Source organism: Anaerolinea thermophila, assembly GCF_020723905.1.
In the GTDB taxonomy this organism is placed as follows: Bacteria; Chloroflexota; Anaerolineae; order Anaerolineales; family Anaerolineaceae; genus Anaerolinea; species Anaerolinea thermophila_A.
Genome location: NZ_DYHZ01000002.1, coordinates 130,550 through 142,391, shown reverse-complemented (window position 1 = coordinate 142,391; position 11,842 = coordinate 130,550). Strand labels below are relative to the sequence as shown.

The window sequence follows — 11,842 nt, the reverse complement described above, 5'->3', positions numbered from 1 at the left end:
TCAGGCTGATTCCGGTTTCCAGGAAGCAATCATCACCTGTCCGAAACCCAGGGCGGCTCCGTCTTCGGTGATGGCTTGCTGAGACAACTGCACCCCTCCCGTGTGGGAGAAGTAATACACACTGCCGGCAGGGATATAACGCCGCGCCGGCTTCTGCACCTTTTTGAGCAAATCAAAGCCTCCCAGCGTCTGATAGCGTGAGAGGGCAACGGCTTCCAGTTTCACCTTACCGGTGAAGAAAGAGTCCCACGAAGCGGGTTTCCATCCCTGCGAGAAAAACGCCGGGGTGGCAAAATACACCTTGAAGAACGGGGGAAGTTCACCGGTGTGGCCCCACGAAAGCGGAGCAACCTCTCCATCCTTCAGGGTCACATAGCGTAAGGCGCGCCCTTCACCGCCTGCACGCATCACTCCCTGAGGCGGAAAGTCGGGATATCCCTCCACCAGTTCCACAACCAGCCCGGCATCCTCACGCAGGCGAACAAATTCCACCTCGTAGAGCATCCCCTCAACGGTGGACATCCGTTGAGAATCGGTCTGAATGCCCAGTCGCCGCTCGGTGACGAACAGATCAGCGGCTTTGACCGGCGTAACAGCCCTGCCCTGTTCCAGATAGGATTTCAATGCATCCTCACTGAGGAATGCTCCCGGAGCGTTTTTTGTGATAACCTCATTCGGCTTCTCCAGCAGGCAGGGCAGGGTTTCCTTCTTCCACACGCATCTCCCGGGGTTCTCCACTACCTTCATGGGAACAATTTGCCGGGCATCCTGATCGCCGGGGTAGGCATCTGCAGGGGTGGGGAAATAGCGCATAATTCTGTTTGCCTCGCGGCGGGCAAGGAATGGACCGCGCAGACGCAATCCCCGGGGGGTTGCCGAATCGCCTACCAGTTCAGAAATCATTGCTTCCGCCTGAGGCGAGTGATCCAGCGGGATGTTTTTATGCGCCAGGTAATGCGAACGAAGGATGCCCTGCATCACCGAAGGCGGAGGCGGGAAAAGACTGCGCGCCTCGTGATCGCTGCCGGCACTGAAGGGACGTCCATCACGGAACAGTAAGACATCTTCGGCTTGCATGAACAGGATACTCATTCTGCACCTCCAGAAGCGAGAAACCGGGTAATGATCAGCCAGCGGGCGATTTCCCCAAGTGCGGGCTTTCCCGTTTTCTCCTCAATGGCTTTGTACCAGGCGAGCAAACCCTCCAGCAACATTTCCCTGCGTTCTTTTGAGACTTTCTCACCCGAATGACGGTTGAACAGATAACCCACCATGCTGACCATGGCTTCGGGTTGCAAAGCCTGAAGCGTTTCGGCTTCACGCGCCAGCGCATAAGGGAAGACGCCTGCGACCTCGTCATTCTGGAAAACCTCAAGCCATGCGCTGTATTTCTCCACCCCTCCCCAGGGGCTGAGGGCAGAAAGTGCCTCGCCGCCGCGTCTGGCAAGCGTCACACAGACCATGTCTTTATTGCCCAGATCATCTTTTTTACCTGCTTTAGCGCTTTTTTCGGCTTCGCGCATCAGGGTCAAGGCACGGGCAAGCGGGGTGAGATGATGGGCAATCACCACACCTGCCGAGGCGGTTGCGGGGATACCCAGACTTTCGCCGACAGAAAGCCGGTATGCTGTTGCCAGGTTGCTGGCAAGTTCCAGCCCCTTCTCGCGTGAAGCCAGGAAGAGCACGTCGTCTCCGCCGTTGTAGATGAGAAAGCCACCCGTTTCTTCCTTCACAATTTCACGCACCTGTTCAGAAAAACGGGCGAGGTTCTGGCTGAAGCGGCGGTGCTTTTCCTCGGCATCTGCCTGTTCCAGCAGGCGGTCAATCTTGGCGCCCACACCGTCGCCGTCAAATTGAATCAACATGTAGTACGGCGAGGGAGATTTCCCCGTTTTATGAACAAGGTCCTCAAGCAGTTTCCGCAACTTCTGAAGAGTCTCCTCGTCCAATTCCACGTTATAACTGTCCTTCATGCGCTGGGAGGTCAGAGTTTCTTCGAAGAACAGATCGCCATCGTAGGGAAAATCTGGATCTTTCCTGCGCGCTTTGTAAAGAGGCAGGCGATCCAATTCTTCCCGGTACTTTCTCAATTCATCTGGCGCATTTTTCTTTGCCAATTGATAAAAATCCCACGCTGCAATGGTACTGGTAGAGGGAAACTCCCGCTGCCCGCCTTCCCAGAAGCGTTTGACCAGGGCAATGCTGTCGAGCAATTCCTTCCCTTCAGGGCGCACCTGCGAAGGTAAGATGTGAGATTTCTTTGACATGGCTTCCCAGTACTTGCGGGCGGAATCTTTTTGCGTGCGCAGGGCGGCGCGAGAACCGCTCAGAGAATCTTTCTCCCCCTCTTCTTCGCTCTGTGCAAAGAGACGACTTCGTTTGGCGCGCTCCAGCAGGTCGCGGGCTTGGCGGTAGGCTTCCTTATACCCTGACGTCTGTTCCACATATGCCCAGAAGATTTGCCACGGCGGCGTTTCTTTAATCTGGCGATTCCAGATGTTTTTCCAGAGGTCATCTTCATCCAGACGGGCATTCTGACGGGCTTCTTCGGCAATCTCCTGCCACCGGCTCAACAGGGCATCCTGCGCCTTTTCTGCCATTTCCTGCGCCTTTTCTGCGGGGATACGCGCAACCAGCACATTCGGAGCGTCATTCCCCTGAAGTCCGGCAGGGTAAATCAGTTCGCCCGCCGATTTAAGCACCTCACCTGCGGCTTGAGCCAGCCGCGAGAGGATAGCACTCCCATTGAACAGGTCCTCACTGCGCCGCGCCTCGGCAATGAAGGACTGTACCGGCGAAAAAGTGAAAATCAACACGGCGTCAGTCATACGTTCCACCCCTTTACTTCAATCTTTTGCCCACCGAAAGTCTGAAGCACGTTTGATAGACTCTGGTAATTGTGCCTGTCCGAAACCAGTCTGGAAGGTAAGACGGTCAACAGCAGGTGATAGGATTGGGAAGCGTAAAGGATATTTACCCATAAAGGAGAACCCTGGCGTGGAGAAATGCCCCCCAGGTAATCGGCTTTGGGTATTTTGCTCATCACTTTTGCCAGAGCGTCCTGAGGGGTCTTTGCCCAGTCTTGTACAAAGTAAATATCTGCCCCTTGTGCGGCACATGGGAAATCGGTTGGAGCAGAAGGCAGAGAAGACGCAACAGGAACGCTATATGCTTGTGCCAGAGATTTTCCTCTCTCCAGTGCTGAGCGAATAATGACTCTCATTAACCTCTGAATTTTCTCTATATCATCAGGGAAAACAGGAATCAGAGAAAGATCAGTGCTCGATACAATCCGCAAACTCCCTGCCCCTCTTCTGGAGCGTAACCCCAAACCACCCAACCAGATGGCAAGGTTGAACGCCATGCAGGCATTCACCCACACCAGGAGATCAACAGGACGGGTGGTTTGCAAGATGACCTCGAATCGCTGTCCAGGATTGAACGCCCAACGTTTTCCTGAAGGGGTTTTATGGGGCAAAATGGGAAATTCCTTAAATTCAAGAGGTTTCTGCCGCACCTGAATGGCGATGGGTGAGCCGTATTCTGCATCCCCAAACACCTCTCGCTCCAGCTTTCTCAACCCCTCCATATTTTTATCCCCGATCACCCCACCGAGGGCAGCACGGAACCAGTACCGCATGGCGCCACGAAATGCCGGCGGGCGCAGTTCCGGCTCGCCCCGCGGGTCGGCACCCCCCAAAAAAAGTGGGGTCACCGTCTCCAGTTGCACCCTGACCTGTTGTTTCCAGTCACTCATGATCCTCTCCTTTCTCCGAACGACCCGGTTTCGAGGTTACAGTTTTTTTCTTTCCCTGTCATCACAGGGATTTCCCCATTCCAATAGGAATTTCTTCCTATCATTCTCTACCCGAAAAAAGCGAGGAAAACTCGGCGATGAACGCCGCGCGGCTGGCGCCCGCTTTCCCCGTATGGGCGCCGCGCCATTCCTCAAAAGCCCGGTAAATGCGCGTTAACTGATTGGCAATGGTATGCTCGCTTTTGTGCAGCCGCCGGGCGATTTCGGCGTTATCCAGTCCTTCGCGCACCAGCAACTCCGCTACCTCGCGCAGAGCCGGGGTCAGGTGATGGTCCCAGAACTCCCGCCGCCGCCGGATGACTTCCTGCAGGGTAAATTCCTGCTGTCGGCGCAGGGCTTCCCAGGGATCGTCCACCTCGGCAAGCAAGACCTGCACCACCGCAGCATCGCTCCAGCGCACCACCGGAACCGACACGACCTGAAAGCGATCCAGCGGCGTGGCATGCATGCGCCGCACGGCGCCCGACCAGTGCACCTCAGAAATCATGTGCCAGGCACGGTCGTTTTCATCAAAAAGCAACTGCGCCGCCACCATGGCATACACTGCCATGGTTTTTCTGCCCCCCGTCAGGCTCAAATGTACCGCACGGCCGGCGCGCTTGGTCTGACGAATGGCGCGATATACTGCCCGCAGAAAAGCCCAGGTATCCTTCTCCGAGGCGATATCCTGAATCGGACCGTCATCGCCCTGAACGGCTTCGGCACGATAGCGAATGCCGGGATAGGACCCGGCAAACTCGTTTTGCAGGATGTTCAGGGCAGGTTCAATGACGCTGGCGGTAGTGTGCAGAACAAGCACTTCACCAATGGCAAAGCCTCGCGCCAGCAGCCAGTCCAGCATCCAGGTGACGCCCTGCGGCTCTGTTCCCAATGTTGCAATGAGTGTGGCATTCATTGATCCGTTTGTTCCGCCAAGTCCAGCAATCGTCGTTCTGACTTCCCCCCGTAAGGCAGAACTTTTCATGACTATTTCATTGTATATCGGATCTTAGCGGACGCAAACTGATATTTTTATGATAATTTCATCCCATAAAAAATTTGCCCCCGCCGGAGAAGGCGGGGGCAGGAGGAGAAACACTTAAGGAAGATTGCCAGGAGGATAAATGCGGAACTGCCCGCTGACATGCAGGAGCCCCAGCATGGTGAGCATGCCGTCGTAATACCGCCACTTGCCGGTGGGAAAGCGCAAATCCCACAGTGCCTGCACAAAAGGCTCACCGGTGGCGCGGTCGGTTGCCAGCGCCGCCACCGCTGCCATCGCCACCAGCCCGGGAGAATGATCCCCGGAGAGGGCTTTACCGTCCAGCGTGTACTGATTGCCAAAAGCATTCACCCCCTCACGAGCAAGGAAGTTCAGCACCCGCGTGGATTGCTCCACCTGCCAGGGATCGGCGCCAAACCAGGCATAATCCACCGCCACGTTGGAGAGGGTGCGCCAGGCATCAAAACGGAAGACACCGTGCTCCGGATCATCCACCGGTGTGCCGTCAAAATGAGCGTAATCGGGCATCAAACCGGTTTCGGGATGAGCGGCTCTGGGGAAAAATTCTCGACTTGCCTGTACTGCTTTCTCCCAGAACTCGCGGTCACGCTGTGCCCAGCGCGCCCATAATTCGTAATACGCCGGCAGGTGATAGGACGGATCGGTGAAGGTGGCATTGCGTCCACTGGGTACAAAGACTACCTGATAGGTCTGAGGGTCGAACATGCTGGTGGCAAGCCCGTTGTTCTCTTCGCTTTTATGGAGCATGGTATCGAGAATTTCCTGAGCCTGTTCCTGATAGTTGAAAATCCCCTCGCCGTTGCCCCAGCGTCCTGCCGCAAACAACAACGCCATGACAAACCATTCCTCACCATCTGACGCCGGATTTGCCGCCAGTTTTTTGCCCTCGGGCGTGCAGTGCCAGGCAAAATACCCGCGGTATGGACCGTCGGACTGGTACATGTAGGTCCTGGTCCACTTCCAAAGGCGGTCAAACTCTTCTTTTTTATCCATCTGCACGGCAATCATCATGCCGTAAGACATGCCTTCGGTGCGTACATCATTGTTGCCAGTGTCCAGGATGTAAGCCATATCCTCACCCACCGGATAGTACACCCGCTGAGTATGCTCCTCGCCGTAAAAGAAGTGCTGCCAGGCGGATTCCAGTTTCGCCTGCACTTCGGCATCGCTCTTGCCGAGATATTCCTGGAACAGATTACGATACACCCCCGTGTAGAAAGAGCGTGGAGACTCCACCACCAGCGGAGTCGGCGAAGGCACCGGCAGGGGGGTAGATGTGGGACTCTCCGTGGGCACGGGCGAAGGGACCTGTGGCGTCATCACCGCTCCACCTCCACAAGCCGAAAGCAACAAAGCCACAATTATCACCAGGCGATACCCGTTTTGTCTGAACACGGAACCACTCCTCGAAAGATAACGTGGAGGCACTTACCCTTTCAGTGCGCCTGCCGTCAAACCGGAGACGATGTGCCGTTCGGCAAGGATGTAGAAGATGACGGCTGGCACCGCCGAAAGCGAGACAAACGCCGCCACCAGGGCTAAATCGGTGCCGTACTGTCCCTGAAACTGCATGGTTCCCAGCGGGAGCGTCCACAGGGTTTCCTTGTCAATCAACACCAGCGGCACCAGCAGATCATTCCACGAGACCACCATGGTCAGCGAAGCCACCGCCGAGAGCGCCGGGCGCGCCAGCGGGAGCAAAATCAGGCGGAAGAAATCGAACGGCGTACAACCGTCAATGTAGGCGGCGTCCTGCAGTTCCAACGGCACCGAAGCAAAGAAATTACGCAAAATCAGGATATTTCCCGACAACTGGAAAGCCGTCTGCACCAGAATGATGCCCAGCAGAGAATTGGTGAGCGACATTTGCCGGATGACCAGATACACCGGCAAAATGGCAATGGTAATGGGGAACATCAGCCCCAGGGTGAAGAAGTTAAACGCCAGATCCTTGCCGCGAAAATCCAGCCGGGCAAAGACAAACGCCGCCAGACTGCAAATCACCAGCACCGCCACTGTCACTGCCAGGGTGACGATAAGGCTGTTTTTCAGCATGGTCCAGAAGATGCTGGATGTGAGAATTTTGATGTAATTGTCCCAATACGGCGGAATGGGCGGGGTGTACGGGTGCGAATACATCTGTCCACGCGTTTTCAAACTGCCAAAAATGAGAATGACAATCGGCACCAGAATGTAGATGGACATTAAGGTGAGCAGGAAATACTGTACCGCCCGCGAGAGCGTTTTGCGCCCCGATGCCCCGAGAATACGTGAAGATGCGCTCATACTGCCTGCCTCCCTTCTACGAAACCCCGCCAAGATAATCCTGCTGACGCACCAGGCGCAGATAGGCAATCGAGAACGCCAGCGAAATGAGCAGAATGACAATTGCCACTGCCGAGCCGTAACCCAGCCAGAAGCGAATGAAACTGTACCGGTACATGTAGGTAGACATCACCTCACTGGCATTAACCGGACCGCCTTTGGTCATCACCCAGATCAAACCAAACTGCTGGAGAGCCCCCAGTACCGAGAGGTAAATTGAGGTGCGAATCGTACCCCACAGCAGGGGCAGGGTGACATAAGAAATCATTTGACCGGTTGAACAACCATCAATTAACGCGGCTTCTTCAATTTCCCGCGGAATGTTCTGTAATCCAGCCATGTAAAGCAACATGTGGAAGCCAAAGTACTTCCAGGTGAGAACGACAAAAATACACCCCATCACCATTTGCGGACTGCCCAGCCAGGGTTGAGGTTTTCCCCCCATCAACACAATCAGGGCGTTGATTAAACCGCGATCAGGATCGGGGTTAAACAACCCCATCCACATGATGGCGGTAATGACTTCGGAAAAGACGTAGGGGACAAAGAAAATGGTGCGGAAAAACCGCTTACCCGGCAGGTCCCGCCCCACCATCAATGCCAGTCCCAGCGAGAGGGGTAACTGGATGAACAGGGAAAGCACCACGATGTTCAGTGTGTTTCCTACCGCTTTCATGAAGGCTTTATCGGTCAGGATGCGTTTGAAATTATCCAGCCCGACAAAGTCCACAGCGGGACCAAAGCCCTTCCAGTTGAACATGCTGTAATAAAACGACTGAAGCACCGGATAAACCACAAAGACGATAAACAGCACAAAAGTGGGAAGTAGAAAAAGCACCACCGTAAGTGTGTGCTGGGATCGGGCTGTAGAACGGAACGGCAAAGCGCCCTCTCCATTGCGGTTCATCGAAACGCCCATGGAATACCTCCTCCTGCCACAGGAAACGGGACGGAGACCGTCCGGCGATCTCCGTCCCGGAAACCCGATGGCGAATTACTTCAGTTCCTGCGCGGCAGAATCCTCAATGGCTTGCGCCACTTCTTCGGGGGTCAGCGTGCCGGCAAACAGACCTTGCACGCTATCATTGACCACCGAACCCACCGCGGGCGGAAGCGCCTGATCGTAGTACAACTGGAAGTACTTGGCTTTTGCGGCGCCCTGCTGAACCATCAGTAAGAGTGGATCGGACACACCGGCTTCGCCGCCCTTGACCACCGGCAGCGCCACATTGATCTTCGCCAGCCGGACCTGGCAATCCACACTGGTCAGGTACTTGACGAAGTCAATGGCTTCAGGGGGAGCATTCTTGCCAATGGCAAAACCGTTACCGCCGCCAAAGGCATCATCGGGGTCGCCCTTACCGCCTTCCACCATGGGGAAGGGGAACCAGCCCAGATTATCTCCAATGCCCTGCTTATCGGCGCTGTTATCCTTCTGGACGGCAGGCGCCCACTGTCCCATCAACTCCATGGCGGCTTTGCCGTTGCCCATCAGCGTTGCCTGATCGCCATAGGTTGCACCCAGATAGCCATCCTGGAAAGGCTCCAGCGCGATGAGTTCGAGGAGTTTCTTCCCGGCTTCTACAAAAGGCGCATCGGTAAAGGAACCCTGGCGGGAATAAGCCGCTTCAAAGGCATCCTTCCCACCCAGACGTACCGCCAGATATGCCCACCAGAACATGGCAGGCCATTTGTCGCCTGCGCCCAGGGCAATGGGGGTAATGCCGGCGGCTTTGAGTTTCTTCACAGCATCCAGCAGTTCGGTCCAGGTGGCGGGGGGCTTTTCAATACCCGCCTGAGCAAACAGAGCCTTGTTGTACCAGAAGCCAACCATGCCCATATCCCAGGGTACGCCGTAATTGCGCCCCTCGAAGGCATACACACCCAGGGCGCCCGGCGAGAAGGTATTGCGCCATTCGCCGCCGTTGGCATCCAGTTCAGGGGTGATGTCCCGGAGCAAACCGGCTTTGGCGTATTCGATCATCACGCCGCCACCCCACGACTGGAAGATATCTGGTGGGGTACCCGACTGCATCACCGTGGTCATCTTGGATTTGAAGGCTTCATTCTCCAGCACGGTAATCTGGATATCCACATTGGGATGCGCCGCCATGTACTCATCGGCAAAGGTCTGCCACAGGGCTTTGTGTTCCTCTGCGGTGGAGATGTGCCACCAGTTAATCACCACCTTTTTCTCAGCGGCGGGAGGCTTGGTGGGCTCCTGAGCAGGCGGTTTAGTGGGCTCTGCCGCGGGCGGCTGGGTCGGCTCGGATGCGGCTGGCTGCTGCGTTTGGGTTGCCGCCGGCGCACACGCCGTCAAGAGCAGGACGGCAATCATCACCAGACTAAAGAGACGGAACAATTTGTGAGACATACTTTTCTCCTTCCTGAGCGAAACAAAATACAGGGATGAAGGGATCGGCGAAACGGTTAAGTGGGGGGTACTTCTTCTTTTCTCTCTATCACCTCCTTGTTCTCAAAAAGCCTGTCTTCCCTAACATCGCGGAGGCTGACAGGATTCGCGAATCACCAGTTTGGTAGATAACTCAATGCGCCCGACCTTGCGCTCCGGCTGTTCAATCAGATCCAGAAGCATCTGCGCCGCAACCCTGCCCATGTTTTCCAGCGGTTGTTGCACTGTAGTCAGAGCAGGGCGAACCAGCGAAGCCTGGGGAATATCATCGAAGCCCAGAACGGAGATGTCTTCCGGCACGCGCAAGCCGCGCATACGTACCGCATCCATGACCCCCATCGCCATAACATCGTTGGAGGCAAAGATTGCCGTGGGCGGATTGGGTAAATCCAGAAACTTCATGGCACCAGTGTAACCATCGGGCTGGAAGAAGGTGCCTTCGTAAATCAAATCGGGGTCTTCAGGGATATGGTAGGTTCGTAAAGCGGCGCGGTATCCTGCCAGACGATCCTGAGCACAGCCCAGATCCATCCAGCCGGTGATGAAACCGATGCGGCGATGCCCCAGTTTGATGAGGTACTCGGTGGCGTCATACCCACCCTGCCAGTTGGTAGCGCCCACGGCAGGACAATCCTTGCCGGTCCCCTGATGGTCAATCAACACAAAGGGGAACTTTCGCTGGGTCAGTACGCCGATGTAATCTGCCGGATTGCGGGGCAGGACGAGCAACAACCCGTCCACCATGCCCTGTGCCAGGTTGGCAACGTAAGCGGCTTCCTTGCTGGCAGTACGGTGGGTGGTGTACAGCACCAGATCCAGCCCCTGCAGAGTCAGTTCGGCATCAATGCCGCGGATAATCTCCCCGATGTAACCGGTACCCAGATCGGGAACCAGTAACCCGATGAAGTTGGTCTTTCCCCCTGCCAGACTGCGCGCCTGTCGGTTTGCCACAAAGCCAAGGCGTTGCATGGCTTGCAGGACCCGCTCGCGGGTTTCCGGCTTGACGTGAATATCGTCATTGATGACCCGCGAGACCGTGCCAAAGGAAACGCCGGCTTCTGCGGCAACGTCTTTAATGGTGATTTTGGTTTTTTTATCCATTGCCCTTGTGTAAACGCTTACAAAAAGAAGGTTAAAAAAACTTCAAAACCTGAAAAAGGTGTAAAAAATAATCAAAATACCGCTTAAAATACCAATATTTGTGTGCTTCAGCCGTATATTGGGGATAAAAATAATGGAAGCGTTTACAAATTATTATAGAAAAATTTTCGCAAAAATCAAGGGGTTTTAAAAAATTCCTGTTTTATTTCTTTCGGTTTGCCAGAGATTCAATTGAAAGCACCAGTCCGGCGCCCAGAATCATCAGAGCAACCGCCAGGACGGCATCTCCATCCAGCGCCGCCGGCAGAATATTGTGCACGGCTACCGGAACGCCATCAACATACTGGGCCTGTTTCCAGGGCCAGAGTTCCCGCAGAGAACCTACCATGAGTCCCATCAGCCCCACCACCGTGGCGTCATGGTAGTGATCCAGCAGCCAGCGCAGGAAACTGGCAAATGAGACAATGCCAATCAGCGCGCCTGCCAGGAACACCCCAATGGTCAGCACATCCATTTGAACCAGTGCGCCCAGAAGGGTTTGATACTTTCCTAACAGCACCAGAATAAACGCTCCGGAAATACCCGGCAGAATCATGGCACAGATGGCAATCATGCCGCTCAGGAAGATAAACCACAAGGCATCGGGCGTCTGCGCGGGGCGCAGTCCCACCAGAAGATATGCCCCTACCGCAGACAACGCCCCCAGAATGACCCGTCCTGCCGTCCAGCGCGTCACCCGCTGACGTACCACAAACACGGATGCCACAATCAAGCCAAAAAAGAGTGCATAGATCAGGGTGGGATGCGTCTCCAGCGCCCAGTGTAGCAGGCGTGCCAGACTCAGAATTGCCGCGGCAATCCCCACCCCCAGCGCCAGCAGGAAACGCCAGGGAAATTCCTGAAAGGCCCGTTTCCACTGCCCCTGAAAAATCTGGCGTACAAAAGGAACAACCGCCCGGATGGAAGAAATCAGTTCATCGTAAATTCCCAGAATGAACGCCATCGTGCCGCCGGACACCCCCGGCACCACATCCGCCGCGCCCATTAAAAATCCCCGCAGGGTAATTCCCAGATGGTCTTTCAACGTACGTTTGGTCTCTTTCATCCAATTAGCCTCTTAATATAGAATGTGCTTATTTTACCCGATTCCGCTGATTACCCCTTGCGGCGGGCTGTATAATAA

The 11,842-nt window shown here is 55.3% G+C and carries 10 protein-coding genes; all 10 read right to left on the bottom strand.

Features of this window, described 5'->3' with window-relative positions; translation table 11 throughout:
* The 10 genes from cmr3 to LHF31_RS03255 all read right to left on the bottom strand — a co-directional run bounded on the left by cmr3 (position 1) and on the right by LHF31_RS03255 (position 11,764).
* Positions 1 to 1,092: a type III-B CRISPR module-associated protein Cmr3 gene (gene cmr3 / locus LHF31_RS03300; RefSeq protein WP_298009600.1), complete on the bottom strand. Its 1,092-nt coding sequence runs from the start codon at positions 1,090 to 1,092 to the stop codon at positions 1 to 3.
* The gene (gene cas10 / locus LHF31_RS03295; protein ID WP_298009603.1) at positions 1,089 to 2,828 is read right to left on the bottom strand and encodes a type III-B CRISPR-associated protein Cas10/Cmr2; all 1,740 of its coding nucleotides are present in this window, start codon (positions 2,826 to 2,828) and stop codon (positions 1,089 to 1,091) included. The genes cmr3 and cas10 overlap by 4 nt, the downstream gene beginning before the upstream one ends.
* Entirely contained in the window at positions 2,825 to 3,757 is a 933-nt protein-coding gene (gene cmr1 / locus LHF31_RS03290) for a type III-B CRISPR module RAMP protein Cmr1 (protein WP_298009605.1), read from the bottom strand. The genes cas10 and cmr1 overlap by 4 nt, the downstream gene beginning before the upstream one ends.
* 100 nt (positions 3,758 to 3,857) lie before the next feature.
* Positions 3,858 to 4,781 carry a CRISPR-associated ring nuclease gene (locus LHF31_RS03285; protein ID WP_298009608.1) on the bottom strand — a complete coding sequence of 308 codons (924 nt, stop codon included), beginning with the start codon at positions 4,779 to 4,781 and terminating at the stop codon, positions 3,858 to 3,860.
* 114 nt (positions 4,782 to 4,895) lie between these two features.
* Positions 4,896 to 6,215 (bottom strand): glycosyl hydrolase family 8, encoded by a 1,320-nt coding sequence (locus LHF31_RS03280; protein WP_298009611.1) that lies wholly within the window; start codon positions 6,213 to 6,215, stop codon positions 4,896 to 4,898.
* A 33-nt stretch (positions 6,216 to 6,248) separates the two neighbouring features.
* Positions 6,249 to 7,106 (bottom strand): carbohydrate ABC transporter permease, encoded by an 858-nt coding sequence (locus tag LHF31_RS03275; protein ID WP_298009614.1) that lies wholly within the window; start codon positions 7,104 to 7,106, stop codon positions 6,249 to 6,251.
* Positions 7,107 to 7,122: 16 nt separating this feature from the next.
* Entirely contained in the window at positions 7,123 to 8,064 is a 942-nt protein-coding gene (locus tag LHF31_RS03270; protein ID WP_298009618.1) for a carbohydrate ABC transporter permease, read from the bottom strand.
* A 75-nt stretch (positions 8,065 to 8,139) separates the two neighbouring features.
* Positions 8,140 to 9,519, bottom strand: coding sequence for an extracellular solute-binding protein (locus LHF31_RS03265; RefSeq protein ID WP_298009620.1), 1,380 nt, complete (start codon positions 9,517 to 9,519; stop codon positions 8,140 to 8,142).
* Positions 9,520 to 9,639: 120 nt separating this feature from the next.
* Positions 9,640 to 10,659, bottom strand: a complete 1,020-nt coding sequence (locus LHF31_RS03260; protein ID WP_298009622.1) for a LacI family DNA-binding transcriptional regulator — start codon at positions 10,657 to 10,659, stop codon at positions 9,640 to 9,642.
* Between the two features lie 202 nt (positions 10,660 to 10,861).
* Complete coding sequence (locus LHF31_RS03255; RefSeq protein ID WP_298009625.1) at positions 10,862 to 11,764, bottom strand: DUF368 domain-containing protein; 903 nt, start codon at positions 11,762 to 11,764, stop codon at positions 10,862 to 10,864.
* Positions 11,765 to 11,842 lie beyond the last annotated feature (78 nt).

Excerpts from the sequence above, each read along its gene's own strand:
- cmr3 (WP_298009600.1), bottom strand. The coding sequence starts at position 1,092 with ATGAGTATCCTGTTCATGCAAGCCGAAGATGTCTTACTGTTCCGTGAT.
- cas10 (WP_298009603.1), bottom strand. The coding sequence starts at position 2,828 with ATGACTGACGCCGTGTTGATTTTCACTTTTTCGCCGGTACAGTCCTTC.
- cmr1 (WP_298009605.1), bottom strand. The coding sequence starts at position 3,757 with ATGAGTGACTGGAAACAACAGGTCAGGGTGCAACTGGAGACGGTGACC.
- LHF31_RS03285 (WP_298009608.1), bottom strand. The coding sequence starts at position 4,781 with ATGAAAAGTTCTGCCTTACGGGGGGAAGTCAGAACGACGATTGCTGGA.
- LHF31_RS03275 (WP_298009614.1), bottom strand. The coding sequence starts at position 7,106 with ATGAGCGCATCTTCACGTATTCTCGGGGCATCGGGGCGCAAAACGCTC.
- LHF31_RS03270 (WP_298009618.1), bottom strand. The coding sequence starts at position 8,064 with ATGGGCGTTTCGATGAACCGCAATGGAGAGGGCGCTTTGCCGTTCCGT.
- LHF31_RS03265 (WP_298009620.1), bottom strand. The coding sequence starts at position 9,519 with ATGTCTCACAAATTGTTCCGTCTCTTTAGTCTGGTGATGATTGCCGTC.
- LHF31_RS03260 (WP_298009622.1), bottom strand. The coding sequence starts at position 10,659 with ATGGATAAAAAAACCAAAATCACCATTAAAGACGTTGCCGCAGAAGCC.
- LHF31_RS03255 (WP_298009625.1), bottom strand. The coding sequence starts at position 11,764 with ATGAAAGAGACCAAACGTACGTTGAAAGACCATCTGGGAATTACCCTG.